At 68.5% G+C, this 17683-nt stretch carries 15 protein-coding genes and 1 riboswitch; of the genes, 8 read left to right on the top strand and 7 right to left on the bottom strand.

Annotated features, from left to right (window positions below; all coding sequences use genetic code 11):
- Positions 1-67: 67 nt before the first annotated feature.
- A riboswitch (cobalamin riboswitch) is annotated at positions 68-287 on the bottom strand.
- Between the two features lie 43 nt (positions 288-330).
- Positions 331-1098, bottom strand: a complete 768-nt coding sequence (locus tag ACLJOO_RS17605) for a cobalamin-binding protein (RefSeq protein WP_410788239.1) — start codon at positions 1096-1098, stop codon at positions 331-333.
- 373 nt (positions 1099-1471) lie between these two features.
- Here ACLJOO_RS17605 and ppdK point away from each other — a divergent pair, with 373 nt between their 5' ends.
- From ppdK to ACLJOO_RS17590, 3 genes are all read left to right on the top strand, one after another.
- A complete protein-coding gene (gene ppdK / locus ACLJOO_RS17600; protein WP_410788238.1) occupies positions 1472-4126 on the top strand; it encodes a pyruvate, phosphate dikinase in 2655 nt (884 codons plus the stop codon).
- 89 nt (positions 4127-4215) lie between these two features.
- Positions 4216-4995 (top strand): class I SAM-dependent methyltransferase, encoded by a 780-nt coding sequence (locus ACLJOO_RS17595; RefSeq protein WP_410788237.1) that lies wholly within the window; start codon positions 4216-4218, stop codon positions 4993-4995.
- Between the two features lie 159 nt (positions 4996-5154).
- A complete protein-coding gene (locus ACLJOO_RS17590; protein ID WP_410788236.1) occupies positions 5155-5433 on the top strand; it encodes a YciI family protein in 279 nt (92 codons plus the stop codon).
- Between the two features lie 48 nt (positions 5434-5481).
- Here the strand turns inward: ACLJOO_RS17590 and ACLJOO_RS17585 are convergent, their stop codons facing one another.
- Entirely contained in the window at positions 5482-6702 is a 1221-nt protein-coding gene (locus ACLJOO_RS17585) for a hypothetical protein (RefSeq protein ID WP_410788235.1), read from the bottom strand.
- Between the two features lie 175 nt (positions 6703-6877).
- Here ACLJOO_RS17585 and ACLJOO_RS17580 point away from each other — a divergent pair, with 175 nt between their 5' ends.
- A complete protein-coding gene (locus ACLJOO_RS17580; protein WP_410788234.1) occupies positions 6878-8404 on the top strand; it encodes a helix-turn-helix domain-containing protein in 1527 nt (508 codons plus the stop codon).
- On the opposite strand, the gene ACLJOO_RS17575 is transcribed toward ACLJOO_RS17580, so the two are convergent.
- Positions 8369-9238, bottom strand: a complete 870-nt coding sequence (locus tag ACLJOO_RS17575; protein WP_410788233.1) for an alpha/beta hydrolase — start codon at positions 9236-9238, stop codon at positions 8369-8371. The genes ACLJOO_RS17580 and ACLJOO_RS17575 overlap by 36 nt on opposite strands.
- Positions 9239-9323: 85 nt before the next feature.
- Between ACLJOO_RS17575 and ACLJOO_RS17570 the strand changes: the two genes are divergently transcribed.
- Positions 9324-9950, top strand: a complete 627-nt coding sequence (locus ACLJOO_RS17570; RefSeq protein ID WP_410788232.1) for a TetR/AcrR family transcriptional regulator — start codon at positions 9324-9326, stop codon at positions 9948-9950.
- Here the strand turns inward: ACLJOO_RS17570 and ACLJOO_RS17565 are convergent.
- Together ACLJOO_RS17565 and ACLJOO_RS17560 are read right to left on the bottom strand one after the other, a co-directional pair.
- On the bottom strand, positions 9890-11143 hold the full coding sequence (locus ACLJOO_RS17565; protein ID WP_410788231.1) for an MFS transporter: 1254 nt from the start codon (positions 11141-11143) through the stop codon (positions 9890-9892). The two genes, ACLJOO_RS17570 and ACLJOO_RS17565, sit on opposite strands and share 61 nt — an antisense overlap.
- Positions 11140-11703 carry an ArsR/SmtB family transcription factor gene (locus ACLJOO_RS17560; protein WP_410788230.1) on the bottom strand — a complete coding sequence of 188 codons (564 nt, stop codon included), beginning with the start codon at positions 11701-11703 and terminating at the stop codon, positions 11140-11142. The genes ACLJOO_RS17565 and ACLJOO_RS17560 overlap by 4 nt, the downstream gene beginning before the upstream one ends.
- A 73-nt stretch (positions 11704-11776) precedes the next feature.
- Here ACLJOO_RS17560 and ACLJOO_RS17555 point away from each other — a divergent pair, with 73 nt between their 5' ends.
- On the top strand, positions 11777-12379 hold the full coding sequence (locus tag ACLJOO_RS17555) for a dihydrofolate reductase family protein (protein ID WP_410788229.1): 603 nt from the start codon (positions 11777-11779) through the stop codon (positions 12377-12379).
- A 42-nt stretch (positions 12380-12421) separates the two neighbouring features.
- Positions 12422-13657 carry a deoxyguanosinetriphosphate triphosphohydrolase gene (locus tag ACLJOO_RS17550; protein WP_410788228.1) on the top strand — a complete coding sequence of 412 codons (1236 nt, stop codon included), beginning with the start codon at positions 12422-12424 and terminating at the stop codon, positions 13655-13657.
- Here ACLJOO_RS17550 and ACLJOO_RS17545 read toward each other — a convergent pair.
- Positions 13613-15472 (bottom strand): exo-alpha-sialidase, encoded by a 1860-nt coding sequence (locus ACLJOO_RS17545; protein ID WP_410788227.1) that lies wholly within the window; start codon positions 15470-15472, stop codon positions 13613-13615. The genes ACLJOO_RS17550 and ACLJOO_RS17545 overlap by 45 nt on opposite strands.
- A 98-nt stretch (positions 15473-15570) precedes the next feature.
- Between ACLJOO_RS17545 and ACLJOO_RS17540 the strand changes: the two genes are divergently transcribed.
- Entirely contained in the window at positions 15571-16812 is a 1242-nt protein-coding gene (locus tag ACLJOO_RS17540) for an NAD(P)/FAD-dependent oxidoreductase (protein ID WP_410788226.1), read from the top strand.
- Here the strand turns inward: ACLJOO_RS17540 and ACLJOO_RS17535 are convergent.
- A complete protein-coding gene (locus ACLJOO_RS17535; RefSeq protein WP_410788225.1) occupies positions 16809-17651 on the bottom strand; it encodes a TolB family protein in 843 nt (280 codons plus the stop codon). The two genes, ACLJOO_RS17540 and ACLJOO_RS17535, sit on opposite strands and share 4 nt — an antisense overlap.
- Positions 17652-17683 lie beyond the last annotated feature (32 nt).

Genomic DNA, 17683 nt, shown 5'->3' with positions numbered 1-17683 from the left:
GACCACGGGTACGCCGTGAGCCCGGGCGGGTCCTCCCACGAGACCACCGATCCCCCGCGCACCCGGGTTGGGCGTGCGGGCCGGCGGCAGGTCTTCGGACTCACGGGCAGACCGGCCAGGACCGGTGGACCTACTGGCCGTCGCTTCCCGGACGTTAGTCCAGTGCTTGTGACGGCGGTCGTTCCCGTTCACCGCTGCGGGGCAGTCCCGGATTCTCACCGGGTTCCCTCTTGCCTCGCCCAGCCACATCCTGCGTGACCACGCGAACCGTCGGCACGATCGAGCGTACGCGCGCCGGATGCGGTTCGGCGTACGGCGAGACCAACGCCACTACCGCAGGCGCCGCGCGACGGCCGGATCCGGGATCTCTCCGCGGACAATGGCCGCCAGCACGTCAACACCGTCGACGAGCCGAGGCCCCGGTCGCGCGAAGTACCCGTTGGCGTCCACGGCCCACACCGGAATGTCCGCCGGCAGGTCGCCCATCAGGAGCTCCGTCAACTCGGTAGCCCCATCAAGCCCGAACCCACACGGCGCGGACACCACCACCTCGGGCTGCGACTGCCGCACGGCTTCCCACGTGATCGCCTTCGACCGCTCCCCAGCCACCCCCAGCACATTCACCCCGCCCGCCACCGTCACCATCTCCGGCAACCAGTGCCCCGGCGCAAACGGCGGATCCGTCCACTCCAACAACGCGACTCGCGCACCACCACTGGCCCGCCTACCCAGCCGGGTCCGGAGGCTCTCCACCAACTGCGTGGCGTCTCGGCCGATTGCCTTTCCGATGGTCTCGATCGACTCGAGTATCTCGGTCAGGTTGTGCGGATCCGTGCTCACCACGTCCGCGCGACACCCCAGATAGTCAAGCGCCTCGTCGACATCCGTCACGTCGATCGCGCACACCGCACACAGGTCCTGGGTGATCACCACATCCGGGTCGAGCTCGCGCAACGCACCCGCGTCCAGGTGATACAGATCCTCCCCGGCCGCGACCATCCGACGTACAGCCGCGTCGATCTCGCCCGGTGTCAGACCCTCGGGCAGCGCGGTCGTCGACACGATCCGCCGGTGCGAGCAGCCGCCGGAAAGTCGCACTCGAAGGTGACCCCGACCACATCCGCACCGCCACCGAGCGCGAAACAGATCTCGGTCGCCGAAGGAAGCAACGACACGATCCGCACCCCGCAGACTCTAGCCCGACTACCCACCGAACTCCCGACGAAACCCCCGCAGCGCCCGCGCCGGAGGTTTCATCGGTGAAGACGCCGAATGTCTCGCGTTGTCAATCAGGGAAGGGTTTTCCGGCCTTCGACCTGTGGGGAGGGTCACGTCAGCATCGTGAGACCAGTGTTCAACTGGACTGGTTTTTGGGCTTACTCTGAAAACACGCCCCCGCCGCCGGAGTCGATGGGCCAGCGGGCCATCTTCCCGCGCGTGAAAACACCCGCCTGCAACCCAGGGAGTGACCGTGCCGAAACTCGTGTACGACTTCGCCGAAGGCAACAGGGACATGAAGCAGCTCCTCGGCGGCAAGGGAGCGAACCTGGCCGAGATGACCAACCTCGGCCTGCCGGTGCCACCCGGTTTCACCATCACCGCGGACGCCTGCCGCGCGTACCTGGAGACCGGCGCGGTCCCGGCCGACCTGGCCGACGAGATCGACCACCACGTCGCGCTGCTCGAGCAGAAGATGGGCAAGAAGCTCGGCCAGGCCGACGACCCGCTGCTGGTCTCGGTCCGCTCCGGCGCGGCCGTCTCGATGCCCGGCATGATGGAGACGGTTCTGAACGTCGGCCTCAACGACGACTCGGTGAACGGGCTCGCGCACCACTCCGGCAACCCCCGGTTCGCGTGGGACGCATACCGCCGGCTGATCCAGATGTTCGGCAAGACCGTGCTCGGCATGGAAGGCGACGTGTTCGAGGACGCGATCGAACAGGCCAAGCAGGCGAAGGGCACCAGCAACGACCTGGACCTGGACGCCGCCGACCTGAAGCGCCTCGTCGAGACCTTCAAGCAGGCCGTCCACGACCACACCGGCCGCGAGTTCCCGCAGGACCCGCGGACCCAGATGGACCTCGCGACCGAAGCCGTGTTCCGCTCCTGGAACTCGGACCGCGCGATCCTCTACCGCCGCCAGGAGCGCATCCCCACCGACCTCGGCACGGCGGTGAACATCTGCTCGATGGTGTTCGGCAACCTCGGCATGGACTCCGGCACCGGCGTCGCGTTCACCCGCGACCCGTCGAGCGGTCAGCCCGGCGTGTACGGCGACTACCTGCAGAACGCCCAGGGCGAGGACGTCGTGGCGGGCATCCGCAACACCGTCCCGCTCGCCGACCTGGAGCAGATCGACAAGGCGTCGTACGACGACCTGATGGAGATCATGGCGAAGCTCGAAGGCCACTATCGCGACCTGTGCGACATCGAGTTCACCGTCGAGCGCGGCAAGCTGTGGATGCTCCAGACCCGTGTCGGCAAGCGGACCGCGGCGGCGGCGTTCCGGATCGCGACCAGCCTGATCGACGAGGGCGTGATCGACACCGACGAGGCGCTGAAGCGGGTGAAGGGCGCGCAGCTCGCGCAGCTGATGTTCCCGCGGTTCGACGCGGATGCCGCGACGGACCTGATCACGAAGGCGATCGGCGCGTCGCCGGGTGCGGCCTCGGGCAAGGTCGTGTTCACGTCGGCGGCGGCGGTCGAGGCCGCGGAGCGCGGCGAGAAGGTCATCCTGGTCCGGCGCGAGACGAACCCCGACGACCTGCACGGCATGATCGCGGCGCAGGGCATCCTGACCAGCCGCGGCGGCAAGACCTCGCACGCGGCCGTGGTCGCGCGCGGCATGGGTAAGACCTGTGTCTGCGGCGCCGAGGAGCTTGACGTGAACGTTGCCCAGGGCACCATCAAGGTGAACGGTTCGGTGCTCGAGGCCGGCGAGCTGATCTCGATCGATGGCACCACGGGTGAGGTGTTCCGCGGCGAGGTCCCGGTCGTACCGTCCCCGGTCGTGCAGTACTTCGAGGGCACGCTGGCCCCGGACGCGGGCGACGAGCTCGTCGCGTCGGTGCACCGGTTGATCACGCACGCGGACGACGTACGGCGGCTCGGCGTACGGACCAATGCGGATACCGCGGACGACGCGGCGCGGGCGCGCCGGTTCGGGGCGGCCGGGATCGGGCTGTGCCGGACCGAGCACATGTTCCTGGGGGAGCGGCGCGAATCCGTCGAGCGGCTGATACTCGCGGACAACGACGCGGATCGCGAGGCCGCGCTGGCCGAGCTGGAGCCGTTGCAGCGCGGCGATTTCCTGGAGCTGCTGGGCGCGATGGACGGGCTGCCGGTGACGATCCGGCTGATCGACCCGCCGCTGCACGAGTTCCTGCCGTCGATGGAGGACCTGGCGGTGAAGGTCGCGGTGGCGCGCGAGCGGGGTGTCGAGTCGGAGCACGATGTGAAGCTGCTCGCGGCGGTCGAGCGGCTGCACGAGGAGAACCCGATGCTCGGTCTGCGTGGGGTGCGGCTCGGGCTGGTGGTCCCTGGTCTGTTCGCGATGCAGGTCCGGGCGATCGCGTCGGCGACTGCCGAGTTGCGGTCGCAGGGCAAGGATCCGCGACCGGAGATCATGATCCCGCTGGTCGGCGCCGTCCAGGAGCTGCACCTCGCGCGTGACGAGGTGGAACGCGTGCTCGCCGACTACGCCGACGGCGCCGAGATCCCGATCGGCACGATGATCGAGCTGCCGCGGGCCGCGGTGATCGCGGACCAGATCGCGGAGGCGGCCGACTTCTTCTCGTTCGGCACCAACGACCTGACCCAGACCACGTGGGGATTCAGCCGGGACGACGTCGAGGGCGCGTTCTTCTCGCGGTACCTGGAGAAGGGCATCTTCGCGGTGTCGCCGTTCGAGTCGATCGACCGGGAGGGCGTCGGCGCGCTGGTGCGCACCGGTGTGGACCGCGGGCGGGCCACCAAGCCGGACCTGAAGCTCGGTGTCTGCGGCGAGCACGGCGGCGACCCGGACAGCATCCACTTCTTCCACGACGTCGGCCTCGACTACGTCTCCTGCTCGCCGTTCCGTATTCCGGTAGCCCGCCTGGAGGCAGGCCGGGCAGCTCTGGCCTGACTCCGATCCCGACTTTGAGAAGCCACCGACCACGAGTCGGCCCGCGAAATGGTTGGTGGCTTCTCAAAGTGGGCGGCTAGCGTCGGGGTGTGAGTCGGGAGAGTCTGCGTAGCACGTTCGGGGAAGATGCCGAGCTCTACGATCGCGTTCGGCCTGGCTACCCAGGCGAGCTGTACGACGATCTCGCCGAGTTGCTCGGTGAGCGCCCGAAGGTACTGGAGATCGGCCCTGGGACCGGCCAGGCCACCGCCGCTATGGTGGAGCGCGGCTGGTCGGTCACCGCGGTTGAACTGAGTCCTGGGCTGGCCGAGGTCCTGCAGCGGAAGTTCCCGACGGTCGAGGTGATCGTCGCGGACTTCGACACCTGGCAGTTGCCTGCGGCGTCGTACGACCTGGTGATCTCGGCGACCGCGTTCCACTGGCTCGATCCGGCGACGCGGATTCAGCGTTGTGTGGACGGGCTGCGACCGGGCGGCGCGCTCGCGGTCGTGTCGACGCATCATGTCGCGGGCGGCTCCGAGCAGTTCTTCGTCGACGTGCAGTCCTGCTACGACCGGTTCACCGACGATCCGGCGAAGGACGGATTGCCAGCCGCGGACGACGTACCGAAGGATCCGGCCGGGCTCGGGGAGACGGAGCTTTTCGGGTCCGTGGAGTTCCGCAGTTATGCCTGGGACGCGGCCTATTCGACGGCCGCGTACCTCGAACTTCTGTCCTCGTATTCGGGTCATCGGGCCTTGACAACGGACCGGCGTGACGGACTGTACGGGTGCATCGGCGCGCTCATCGACGCGGCCGGAGGTTCGGTCACGAAGCGTTATCTGAATCAACTGTCTGTAGGAATTTCCCTTAACCAACCCCTTGCGTAGGAGGCCGTCGGCTGGTGAGAATATCCGGGCGGGAAGGGAGATCACTCGTCGACTTTCGGGTCTGACCTGAACCAGCCGCTGTGGCGGCTCGTGACTCCCTTTCCCGCACCAAATCTCCTTGTTTCCAAGGCCCCTGGGTCATGCCGTAGGGTTTGGGGCATGGCTCAATTTGTCGTGCAGCTGCGCTTCGACGTCACCCAGACCGACCGCCGGATGGAGGTCCGCCCGGCGCACCGCGAGTACCTCACCGCGCTGAAGGCCGACGGCAAGCTCGTCGCCGCCGGACCGTTCGCCGATCAGACCGGCGCGCTGCTCGTGTACGACGTCGCCGACGAGGCCGAGCTCCGCGACATCCTCGCCAAGGACCCGTACACCCCGGCCGACGTCTACGAGATCGCCACCCTCGCCGAATGGCAGCCCCTCTTCCCCTTCAGCTGATCGCTCGGCCCGCGCCCTCGAACACCAGGCGGGCCAGTCCCCACCGGGTCAGGCGCCGGCGCCTTCCATGTTCAGGTGGTCGACGTACGCCCAGAGCCAGACCAGGGGAGCGAGGACGAGCTCCGGCTCGTTGTCCTCGTCGGCGATGAAGAGCATCGACGCCTCGCCGTTGGTGAGGTCCTCGATGACGGCCTCGCACATCTCGAGCGCGACCTCGAACGGCAACAGCCGCGGGCCGTTCTCCCAGCGGGGCTCGGGCAGCGGGAGGACCGGTGCCTCGTCCGTCCCGTTCATTTCGACCGAGACCTTCTGCAGCTCCTCGTACAGGTCGAACGAGATCAGCCCCGCGATCGGCCGCCCGTCCAGGCCGACCAGGTACGGGTCGTCGGCGCCGTCGCGGAACGCGTCCCGGATGTCCGGCAGCGCTGCCTTGAGGTCGGACGCTTCGAGGTACGGCGCCTCGTCCAGCTCCTCCTCGGCCTCCGCCTCGACCAGCCCGCTGCGCATCTGGTCGAACTGGTGCAGCAGCCCGTTCAGCTCGTCGTACGCCCCACCGCCCGGCGCCTTCTGCGCACGCGCCTCCAGGTCGCGCAGGTGCTCGACCAGGTCGTCCTCGAAGTGCAGCTCGTACCGTGGGAGGCCCAGCTCGCGGCCGGCGTTGATCTGTGCGACCAGCTGCGTCGACACCGGACCGATCCGCTCGGCGAGCACCTCCAGCGGCGTGGTCGGCTTCTCCTCGTCGTCGTGCGCGCAGGAGTCGTCCTCGCCCTTGCCGTCGCCTTCCATCGCGAGCAGCACCTGGAACGCCTGGAAGGACAGCAGCGCGGCGGTCGCCATCGTCCCGTCGCCGATCAGCATCAGCGGGTTGCCGCCGGCCTCGGTACGGCGTACGTGGTCGGACATCAGCGTCGCAGCCTGCTCGACGTTCACCTGGCTGGCCAGCGACGACAGCCCGTGGTCCGTGTCCACGCCGAGCAGTTCGACCAGCCGCTCGGAGCTCATGTCGAAGTTGGAGCGCAGGTAGTACCGCAGCCAGCCGGCGTCGACCGGGTTGCCCAGCAGGTCCGCGATCCGGGCCCGGAAGTCGGCCAGGTCGGCGATCGCCAGCACCACGAGCACCGGCTGGTCGCCGTCGCCGATCACCAGCGGCCGGGTGTCCCCGTTGTGGAAGCCGTCGATGACCTGGTGCAGGCTGTCCGCGGCAGCCTCCAGCGGCCACGACTCCGCCTCGAACTCGTTGACCACCGCGGCGGAGGTGTCGTCGGGCATCTGCTGGGTCCTCTCCGGGTGGCGGCGGGAGTTGGGGGTAACTGTAGGCTCTGGGCGTTTCACCAGGTCATGTGGGTCCTTCGCGACCCCAGAACCTTTGCGCGCGTGACATTCGCTACGCCGGCACCGGCGGGTCGGTGCAGCGGTATCTCACATGTGAGATATGGTCCCGCCCATGACCGATGACTACCTGAGCCGGATCGGAAACCTCATCCGGGACGCCCGCAAGCATCGTGGCTGGACGCAGACGCAGCTCGCGGAAGTACTGAACACCAGCCAGAGTGCGGTGAACAGGATCGAGAAGGGTCATCAGAACCTCACCCTCGAGATGCTCGCCCGGATCGGCGAGGCGCTCGATTCAGAAATTGTCTCTCTCGGTGGCGGTCCGGTCCACCTCCGCGTCGCCGGCGGCCGGAGGTTGTCCGGCGCGATCGACGTCAAGTCGAGCAAGAACGCCGGTGTCGCGCTGCTCTGCGCCTCGCTGCTGAACAAGGGCCGTACGACGCTGCGCAAGGTCGCGCGCATCGAAGAGGTCAACCGCCTGCTCGAGGTGCTGAACTCGATCGGCGTCAAGACCACCTGGCTGAACGACGCCGGCGACCTGGAGATCATCCCGCCGACGCACCTCGACCTGAGCGCGATGGATGCCGAGGCGGCCCGTCGGACCCGCTCGATCATCATGTTCCTCGGCCCGCTGCTGCACCGCGAGGACGCCTTCGAGTTGCCGTACGCCGGTGGCTGCGACCTCGGCACCCGCACCGTCGAGCCGCACCTGACCGCGCTGCGCCCGTTCGGTCTCGAGGTGAAGGCGACCGGCGGGCAGTACCACGCGCTGGTGAACCGGGCGATCGCTCCGGGCAAGCCGATCGTGCTGACCGAGCGCGGCGACACCGTGACCGAGAACGCGATCATGGCCGCCGCCCGGTACGACGGCGTCACGGTGATCCGCAACGCCAGCCCGAACTACATGGTCCAGGACCTGTGCTTCTACCTCGACCTGCTCGGCGTGAAGATCGACGGCATCGGCACCACGACGCTGACCGTGCACGGCAAGGCCGACATCGACGTCGACGTCGACTACGCGCCGTCCGAGGACCCGATCGAGGCGATGAGCCTGCTCACCGCGGCGATCGTCACGAAGTCCGAGATCACCATCCGGCGCGCGCCGGTGGAGTTCCTGGAGATCGAGCTCGCGCTGCTGGAGGAGATGGGGCTCGACTACGACCGCAGTACGGAGTACCTCGCCGAGAACGGCCGGACCCGGCTCGTCGACCTCACCACCCGGCCGTCGAAGCTGCACGCGCCGATCGACAAGGTCCACCCGATGCCGTTCCCGGGCCTGAACATCGACAACCTGCCGTTCTTCGCGGTGATCGCGGCGATCGCCACCGGACAGACGCTGATCCACGACTGGGTCTACGAGAACCGCGCGATCTACCTCACCGACCTGAACAAGCTCGGCGGCCGGGTCAAGCTGCTCGACCCGCACCGGGTGATGGTCGAGGGCCCGACGCACTTCTCGGGCGCCGAGATCATGTGCCCGCCGGCGCTCCGGCCGGCCGTCGTCACGCTGATCGCGATGCTGGCCGCGAAGGGTACGTCGGTCCTGCGCAGCGTCTACGTGATCAACCGCGGCTACGAGGACCTGGCCGCCCGCCTGAACTCGCTAGGCGCTCAGATCGAGACCTTCCGGGACATCTGAGTCCTGATCCTGGTCTTGGTCTTGGTCTTGGAGAAATGTGACCGCTTCGGTGATCACCGCCGGGTCCGAGAGGATCCGGCGGTGGCCGAGGCCGGTCGTCGGCAGGAAGTGCGCGCGGTCGCCGTAGTTCCGTAGCAGCACCTGGGCCTGCGCCGGGTCGACGATCTCGTCCTCGTCGTTGTGGATCACCAGGAGCTCGAGCTTGCCGGTGGTCACCGAGAAGCGCGTCCAGATCTGGTCGTCGCCGTCGAAGTACCCGCGCTCGATCTGTCGTCGGAGCTGCTGGTTGATCTTCGGTCTCAGGCCGAGCTGGGCGCAGAACGTGTCGGCCAGGTAGCCGAAGTCCGCGACGCCGCTGATCATCACCAGCCGCTTGGCCGGGACGCCCTCGCGGACGGCGTACAACGCGAACGGTACGCCGAGCGAGTGCGCGATCACGCCCTCGAACGGGCCGTGGCGTTCCTCCAGCGCGCGGATGATCCGCTGGTGGCCGAGGATCGACACGACGTCGCCGTCCGAGTCGCCGTGCGCCGGGGCGTCGTACGACACCGGGCTGTACCCGAGCTCGAGCAGGCGGGTGATGAATCCGGCGTACCGCGAGGCGCGGGAACGCCAGCCGTGCACGAGGAGCACCGGGCGGTTGCCGTCGCCCCAGGTGTAGGTCTTCACATTGTCGACAATCTCCACCCGGGCGGTGTCGTGGACGGCCTGCTCCTCCGGGCGGACCCGGCCGCGGGCGAGCGGGCGCCGCCACAGGTTGAACGCGAGCCGTCCGCCGAGCCGCGGTGACAACACTCCGATTGTCTGCAATCCGACACTGACCAGCTTCTGCATGACATCCCCTCCGGCAAACTATACGAACGGTCGTATTATTAGTTTCGCACAGGCTAGCAGTCAACGGGACTTAGGATCGGGAATCGTGGAGAAGGTCGACGGACGGTTGGCGCGGGGTGACCAGACCCGCCGCGCCGTCCTGCGCCGCGCGGTCGACATCGCGTCGGTCGACGGGCTCGAGGGCCTGTCGATCGGGCGGCTCGCGACCGAGCTCGGGATCAGCAAGAGCGGGCTCTTCGCGCATTTCGGCTCCAAGGAGGAGCTGCAGCTGGCGACGGTCCGGGCCGCGCGCCGGATCTACGCCGACAACGTCGTGGTTCCGGCGTACGAGGTCGAGCCCGGTCTCGGGCGGGTATGGGCCCTGAGCCGGCACTGGCTGGACTACTCGCGGAGCCGGGTGTTCCCGGGCGGCTGCTTCTTCCAGAAGGTCTCGCACGAGTTCTCCGCGCGCGACGGCGCCGTGCACGAGTACCTCGCGGCCGTGCATCACGAGTGGATGGACCTGATCGAGACCGCGGTCGCCGAGGCTGTCGAACGGGGCGAGCTCGCGGCCGATCCGGTGCAGCTCGCGTTCGACCTGAACGCGTACTACGAGGCCGCGAACCTCGCCTCGATCCTGCACAACGACGAGGCGGGGTACGAACGCGCGCGTCAGGCGGTGCGGATCCGGCTGGAGTCGGCGGTCGTTCCCGGTGTGCCGGTCCCTTGGTGAGTCGGCAGGTCGCGGCACCCACGGATCGGTGAGGCGAGCAGGACCAGACCGGCCAGCGGTACGCCGGCTGTCGTGATCCAGAGTGCCGGGGTGAGGCCGAGAGTCTGGCCGAGCGTTCCGCCGAGCAGGGCGCCGAGCGGGATGGTGCCGTAGTTGACGAAGGCGTTCGTCGCGGTCAGCCGGCCGAACAGGTCAGGCGGGCAGTAGGACTGCAGGAAGGTCGCCTTCACGACATTTCCGCCGACCACGCCCAGGCTCACGCCGAACGCGCCGACCAGATAGAACCACGGGCTCGCGCCGCCCAACGGGATCAGCAACGCCAAGGTCGGCAGGCCGAGCTCGCACAGCAGCAGCGCACGCGCCGTACCGAACCGCATCATCTTGCGGCCGACGAGCGCGCCGAGAACACCGCCACTGGATGCCGCCGCGATCAGTGCGCCGACAGTGCCGGCAGTCAGACCGGCCTCGCGGACCAGGAACACGACGACGATCGCCTGATAGCCCATCAAGGCGAGGTTCGAGACCGCGCCGAAGATCGTCAGCGTCCGTAGCCAGACGTCGTGCGCGACCAGCCGGATGCCTTCCCGGATCGCGCCGGCCCGCCGCGGCGCGTTCGTACGGCGTTCCCGGAAGCGGATCGCGGCGAGACAACCGAGGGCGACCAGGAAGCTGCCCGCGTCGACGAGCAACGCGTTCGCCGCCCCCGCGAACTGGACCAGGAGGCCACCGCACCCGAGTCCCGCGATCTGCGCGGCCGACGCGCTGCCGTGCAGTTTCGCGTTGCCCTCAGCGTGATCGGGCGGATCCAGAAGCGTGGGGAGATAGGCGGTGTACGCCGTCTGGAAGACGACTGACGCGGCTCCGACGAGTCCCGCGATGACCAAGAGGAACTCGATCGTCAACAGGTCGCCGGCCAGCGGAACCACGGCGAGCAGCAGGCCGGAGACCGCCGAGGAGGCGAGCATCAGCGGACGTCGACGTACCCGATCGATCCAGGCGCCGGTGGGCAGGCCGATCAGGAGCCACGGTGCCCACGCAGCCGCGGTCAGCAGGCCGACCTCGAAGGTTGTTGCGTCGAGCATCGAGATCGCGACGAGCGGCAGGGCCACCGACGACGTCGCGCTGCCGAAGCGGTTGATCGTCTCGCCGATCCAGAAGAGGCGGAAGTCGCGGTGCGTTCGTAGCAGGCTCATGAGCGGCGCGGGAACGATTGCAGCTGGACGATCACACGCTCCGAGCCGTCAGCCTGTTCGGCCGCCGAGCCAGAGTCAGAGCCAGAGTCGGCGTACCGATCGATGACTGCGGCGACCTCCTCGTTGAGCGCGCGCAGTTGCGCCGGAGTCAGCCGGAGGTCCCGCCAGTCCGACAGTGCGGCCGCCTGTTGCCACTCGCCCGGCCAGTCCTCGTCGACGTACGTGCGGACGCGGTCGTAATAGCGCTCCACGAGATCGCGCAGGTACACGTCGAGCGCACGGCGGGTCTCGGGGTCGTCGAGGAATTCGGACGGATCGAGGACGGTCCGGCCCGGGATCCGCCACCAGCGCTCGCGCTTCGTGCCGCGGTCGGGGTCCTCCACGAGGTACCCGTGCTCGGCGAGCAGCCGCAGGTGCCAGCTGATCGTGCCGGTGTTCTCGCCGAGCCGCGTCGCCAGGGTGCTCGACGTCGCGGGCCCGTCGAGCTCGATCGCCTCCAGAATGCGCATCCGGAGCGGGTGGGCGAGACCGCGCAGACTCCGGGCATCGATCCGTCGCATGAATGCAGAGTAGTCTCTGCAAAGGAGTCTCTGCAATACGGATTTGTCGGTGGGCGCCCCTAGGTTTGAGGACATGCGGCCTCATGTGGTGGCTCAGCTGGCGGTTTCGCTGGACGGGGTGACGTCGGGATTCGACGTCGACCTCGCGCGGTTCTATGCGCTGGCGTCGCTGTGGCAGGAGGATGTGACGCTGATCGACGCCGGCACGATCCTCGCCCAGGAGAGCGCCGTACTCGCGGCTCCTCGGCGCGGTCCGCGGGCGGAAGGCCCGCTGCTCGCGGTGGTGGACGAGCGGGCGCGGGTCCGGAGCTGGGACTCGTTGCGGGAGCTGGGCTACTGGTCCGGCGTCCTTGCGTTGTACGCCGACCAGACGCCGGAGCGACCGCCGGACGCGACGACCCGTGAGCTGATCACCGGGTACGACCAGGTCGATCTCGTCGAGGTGCTCGACGTCCTGGGTCGCCGTGGTGTGCAGACCGTCCGCGTCGATACGTCCGGCGTACTGCTGCGGGCCTGTCTGGCGCTCGGACTGATCGACGAACTCGCGCTCCTCGTGCATCCGGTGCTGATCGGCGGCGACCGCTGGTACGACACCGGACGCCTCAACCTCCAGCACGCCGGCACCGAGGTGTTCAAGGACGGCGTCATCTGGATGCGTTACTGCGTGGCCATCTGAAGGTCGCGAAACTGTCGGTGGTCGCCGCTACTGTGAGCGGTAATGAGGAAGCAGCATGAGTGGTACGACGAGCACGACGCAGAGCGCTGGGTTGCCGAGCCGGTCAAGCGACCGGGGCGGACTGCGTTCGCTCGTGATCGGGCGCGCGTGCTGCACAGTGCGGCGTTGCGACGGCTGGCGGCCAAGACGCAGGTGGTGACGGCGGGCAGCGACGACTTCGTGCGGAACCGGTTGACGCACAGCCTCGAGGTCGCGCAGATCGGCCGCGAGCTGGCGGCGACGCTCGGCTGCGATCCGGACATCGTGGACGCGGCCTGTCTGGCGCACGATCTCGGGCATCCGCCGTTCGGTCACAACGGCGAGCGCGCGCTGGACCAGGTCGCCGCGGAGATCGGCGGCTTCGAGGGGAACGCGCAGACGCTGCGACTGCTGACTCGGCTGGAATCGAAGACCTTCGACGCCGACGGACGCAGCGTCGGCCTCAACCTGAGCCGCGCGACACTCGACGCCGCGACGAAGTACCCGTGGCCGCGACGGCCGGAAGAGCGCAAGTTCGGGGTGTACGACGACGACCTCGCGGTCTTCACCTGGTTGCGTCAGGGCGTGGGGGAGCGGCGCTGCCTGGAGGCGCAGGTGATGGACTTCGCCGACGACGTGGCGTACTCGGTGCACGACGTCGAGGACGGGATCGTCGCGCACCACATCGATCTCGCCGCGGTCGATGCCGAGCCGGCGCCGTACTGGGAGACGGTCCGGCAGATGTATTTGCCGGAGGCAACCGATGCCGAGCTGGACGAGGGCTGGGCTCGGCTCAAGGCGCTGAACTACTGGCCGCGCGCCGCGTTCGACGACAGCAGGCAGGCATTGGGTGCGCTCAAGGATGTCACCAGCCAGCTCATTGGGCGGTTCGCGACCGCCGCCGAGCAGGCCACACACGCCGTGTTCGGCCGGTCCCGGCTGATCCGGTACGAGGCCGATCTGGTGGTGCCGGACGGCGTCCGCACCGAGATCGGCTTGTTGAAGGGCGTCGGCATGTTCCACGTCCTCAACTCACCGGAACGCCAGGCCCGCCGGGCCATCCAGCGCGAGCTTCTCACCGAACTCGTGGAAGCCCTGTGGAAAACGGCCCCGCGGCACCTGGACGCCCCATTCCGCTCCGACTTCGCGGAGGCGACCGACGACAACGCCCGCCTCCGCGTCATCGTCGACCAGGTAGCCTCCCTCACCGACCCCTCAGCCCTGACCTGGCACGCTCACCTTGTCGAGGGGAAGGTCTAGGCCCAGCTTGTTCGTGATGGGTTTGTTGGTTTCCCGGATCTGCGTGAGTTCTGAATCGGTGAGTGCCCGGCGATAGACGCGGACCTCGTCGAGCGACCCCCGGAAGCGGTTGACGCCGTCGACGCGCTGGCCGACGTGGATGCCCTGTACGCCGAACTCCTTGCCCGCCGTCACCGATCCGGCCGGTGCCGTCGCCGAGCCGACCTCGGTGCCGTCGACCAGCAACCGCAACTTCCCGCCGACCCGCTGCAGTACGACGTGATGCCACTGGTCGTCGTTGTACGCCGACGCCGACTGGACCGTCACGTTGAAACGATCGACCGACAGCAACGCGCGGATCCGCTTGCTCTCCGGCTCCGCCCGCAACCACACCTGCGGCGTACTGCCCGATCCGGTCCGGTACGCCCAGAGGATCGCGTGCGTCCCGGTCGTCGCGCCGTACTTGATCCACGCCATCATCGTGAAGTCGTCGGCGCCCAGATCGATCGACCGGTCGTACGGCACCTCGACGTAGTCGTCCGCCCCGTCCAGCGCGAGTCCGTTCCCGAACTTGCCTGCGGCAACAGTCGCGCCGCCGCGCACGTACGCCGGATTGCGCGCCGGCCCGGTGTCGGGCGTCAGCGGCCCGGGCGCGGGCGGACCGGGGATGCCCGGCGGCGTCCCGTTCGGCGTCGCCAGATACGCCTCGTTGAACCGCGCCCAGCGGATCGACTCGTACGGGTTCGCGACGCCGGCCTCGTACAGCAACCCGGCCTCGTCACCGTCCAGCCGGACCATGTCGGAGTACGCCGACGGCCCCCAGTAGAAGACCTTCCCCTGCTGCCACGTGCTGAACGATCGCGCTTCGTCGTACGACGACCGCACGGTCATCACCTCGCGCGCGGCCGGATGCGCCGGCGCCGAGAACAGGATCTGGTGCCTGTCGAACCGCAGCAGCGATCCTTGGACGTCGGGCATCACCAGCTTCGGGATGGTCCGGAACGGTGCGTCGAAGCTGGCCCCGCCGTCGCTGCTGATCGCGTACGCGCGGTTCCCGGGATCGGTGCCGCGTTCCCTGGCTAGCGCGTAGATCTGTCCGTTGTTGCGCTCGACCACGGTGACCTCTTGCGCGATCACCTTCCCGTCGTCGCGAGATGTCGCTGCGCCGATGTGCCAGGTCTCGCCGGCGTCGTCGGAGTACAGCAAGTGGGTGCCGTAGACATGCGGCCCGGCCCCGTCGTACGTCTCGAAGCTGGCGCCGACGATCAGCCGGCCGGCGTGCGGGCCGTGTTCGAGCTGGATGCCGTGCATCGGGCCGGTCGCGTACCAGAAGTTCCAGCTCGGCAGCTTCGCGTCGGTCAGCTCTCGCGGCGCCGTCCAGGTCGCGCCGGAGTCGTCGCTGGTCTGGACGTACGGGTCGCGGTCGCAGCCGTTGGTGCACGGCTCCGGACCGTTGTGCGTCGTCACGAGGACAATCCGGCCAGTCTGATTGTCAACAATCGGAACCGGGTTGCCGTGCGTGCTGCCGTTGCCGTCGGACACCACCTGCAACGGTCCCCACGTCTTGCCGCCGTCGGTGGACCGCTTGAGCACGATGTCGATGTCGCCGTCGTCACCGCAGTCCGCCACCCGGCCCTCGGCGAACGCGAGCACGTCACCGTTCGTCGCGTGCACGACGGCCGGGATTCGGAAGCACGAGTAGCCCTCGGTCTTCTGCTTGAACAGCACGCTGTCGTCGACAAAGGGCGCTGCGCCGGCGTGGGCCGGCGGCGCGGTGAGGGTCGTGAACACCAGCAGGGCGGCGGCCGCGAGACGGCCTGGTACGAGAACGCGCATGGCTCTCCCGGGAGGTCATAGGACGTGGGATGTCCTGCGACAAAGTAGTCACCCGCGTCGCCCGCGGCAAGAGGTCGGCGAGGACTAAGGTTCGTTGCATGGCTGATGCAGAGCAGTTCGTGATCGTCGGCGCGAGTCTCGCGGGAGCGACCGCGGCCGAGGCCCTCCGGAAGGGTGGCTGGAGTGGTGGCATCGTCCTGATCGGCAGTGAGCAGTCACTGCCGTACGAGCGACCACCGCTGTCCAAGGGCGTCCTGCTCGGCAAGGAACAGACCGAGTCCGCGCAGCTGCACGATCAGCAGTGGTACGACGACAACAACATCGACCTGCGCCTCGGTGCCACGGTCACCGCGATCGATCCGGCCGCGCACACGGTCACGCTCGACGACGGCTCGCAGGTGTCGTACACGAAGCTCCTGATCGCGACGGGCAGTCGCGTCCGCAAGCTCGACGTACCGGGTGCAGACCTGCCGGGCGTGCACTACCTGCGGACGGCCGAGGAGGCGCAGGCGCTGACCGATGCGTACGCCGCGAAGCCGCGCGTGGTCGTGGTGGGTGCCGGCTGGATCGGGCTCGAGGCGGCGTCGGCTGCTCGCGAGCGCGGGTGCGAGGTGACGGTCGTCGAACCGCAGTCCACCGCGCTGGCCGCCGTACTCGGTGAAGAGGTCGGTGAGTTGTTCGCCGACTTCCAACGGCAGCACGGGGTGCAGTTCCGGTTCGGGACCGGAGTCGAAGGGTTCGAGGGGACCGACAAGGTCACCGGGGTGCGCGTGAACGGCGGTGAGGTGATTCCGGCGGAGCTGGTGGTGGTCGGGGTCGGCGTACGGCCGAACACCGAGCTCGCCGAGGCGGCCGGTATCGAGGTCGCGACACCGGACAACGGCTCGGGCATCGTCGCCGGTGCGGACCTGCAGACCTCGGTCGCGGACGTGTACGCCGCCGGTGACGTGGTCCGCTGGGACCACCCGCTGTTCGGGCGGTTCGTCCGGGTCGAGCACTGGCAGAACGCGAAGGACACCGGCGCGTCGGCCGCGAAGGCGATGCTCGGGCAGGACGTGGCGCACGACGCGATCCCGTTCTTCTTCACCGACCAGTTCGACCTCGGGATGGAGTACGCCGGGGATGTCCCGCGCGGAACGTCGTACCAGGTCGTCCTGCGCGGCGACCCGAAGTCCGGTGCCTACGTGGCGTTCTGGGTCGACGACGACCACCACGTCCTGGCCGGCATGCACGTCAACACCTGGGGTGCCATCGACGCGGTCCGCGACCTCATCCGCTCCGGCAAGGAGGTCGACCCGGCCCGCCTGGCCGACACGTCCGTGGACCTCGCGGAGGTCTAGAGCGGGTAGGTGACGTAGGCGAAGGACGCGCTGTCCGGCGACCAGCTCGGTACGTTCATCGTGCCCTGGCCGCCGAACAGGCTCGTCAGCTCGCGGATCTCGCCGTCCTTCATCAGCAGTCTCAGCCGGACGTCCTCGATGTCGGCCGGGTGTCCTTCGGTGCCGGGCGGGAAGCTCACGTACGCGATCGCCGACCCGTCCGGTGCCGGGTGCGGGAACCAGTTGACCCGCTCGTCGTCGGTCAGCTGCTCGACGTGACCGTCCCTGATCCGGAACAGCTGGGCCTGACCGGCGCGCTCCGAGTTGAAGTAGATCCAGTCGCCGTCCGGACCGTACTCCGATCCGTCGTCGGCGAAGTCGTCGTCGGTCACCTGGACATCGGCGCCGCCCGCGCTCGGGATCGTCCACACGTTGGTGATCCGCTGGTCGTCGACCCACTCCAGCCCGATGTACGCGAGCGTCGTACCGTCCGGCGAAACACCGTGCAGGTAGTGATGGAAGCCCGGTCCGCGATCGTTCGTCACCCGGCGGCCCGGTCCGCCTTCGATCGGTACGGCGTACACGTGCCCGTCGTTCGCCGACACGTACACCGTGCGCCCGTCCGGACTCACCACGTGGTCGTTGTTGATCGCCGGTACGCCGCCGAGCTCGATCTCCTCGAGTCCGTCCGCGACCCGGAACAGCAGCCCGTTGCCGTTGACAACCAGAGTGCCGTCGGGGAGCCAGTTCGGCGCCTCGAACAGGACGTCGTCCGAGCTGAACACCAGCCGGTGGGAATCGGTCGCGACGTCGACGACGTACAGCTCGGACCGCTGACCTGGGCGAAGAGTACGTGGCATACCCGCAAACCTACGTGATCCGCCCGGCTAGA

This window comes from Kribbella sp. C-35 (assembly GCF_046549195.1).
GTDB lineage: Bacteria > Actinomycetota > Actinomycetes > Propionibacteriales > Kribbellaceae > Kribbella.
This window is presented reverse-complemented; position numbering and strand designations above follow the sequence as displayed.

What these genes read in the sequence shown, in the direction of transcription:
- ACLJOO_RS17590 (WP_410788236.1), top strand. Translation starts at nt 5,155, where the DNA reads ATGGCTCAATTTGTCGTGCAGCTGCGCTTCGACGTCACCCAGACCGAC.
- ACLJOO_RS17585 (WP_410788235.1), bottom strand. Translation starts at nt 6,702, where the DNA reads ATGCCCGACGACACCTCCGCCGCGGTGGTCAACGAGTTCGAGGCGGAG.
- ACLJOO_RS17580 (WP_410788234.1), top strand. Translation starts at nt 6,878, where the DNA reads ATGACCGATGACTACCTGAGCCGGATCGGAAACCTCATCCGGGACGCC.
- ACLJOO_RS17575 (WP_410788233.1), bottom strand. Translation starts at nt 9,238, where the DNA reads ATGCAGAAGCTGGTCAGTGTCGGATTGCAGACAATCGGAGTGTTGTCA.
- ACLJOO_RS17565 (WP_410788231.1), bottom strand. Translation starts at nt 11,143, where the DNA reads ATGAGCCTGCTACGAACGCACCGCGACTTCCGCCTCTTCTGGATCGGC.
- ACLJOO_RS17560 (WP_410788230.1), bottom strand. Translation starts at nt 11,703, where the DNA reads ATGCGACGGATCGATGCCCGGAGTCTGCGCGGTCTCGCCCACCCGCTC.
- ACLJOO_RS17555 (WP_410788229.1), top strand. Translation starts at nt 11,777, where the DNA reads ATGCGGCCTCATGTGGTGGCTCAGCTGGCGGTTTCGCTGGACGGGGTG.
- ACLJOO_RS17550 (WP_410788228.1), top strand. Translation starts at nt 12,422, where the DNA reads ATGAGGAAGCAGCATGAGTGGTACGACGAGCACGACGCAGAGCGCTGG.
- ACLJOO_RS17545 (WP_410788227.1), bottom strand. Translation starts at nt 15,472, where the DNA reads ATGCGCGTTCTCGTACCAGGCCGTCTCGCGGCCGCCGCCCTGCTGGTG.
- ACLJOO_RS17540 (WP_410788226.1), top strand. Translation starts at nt 15,571, where the DNA reads ATGGCTGATGCAGAGCAGTTCGTGATCGTCGGCGCGAGTCTCGCGGGA.
- ACLJOO_RS17535 (WP_410788225.1), bottom strand. Translation starts at nt 17,651, where the DNA reads ATGCCACGTACTCTTCGCCCAGGTCAGCGGTCCGAGCTGTACGTCGTC.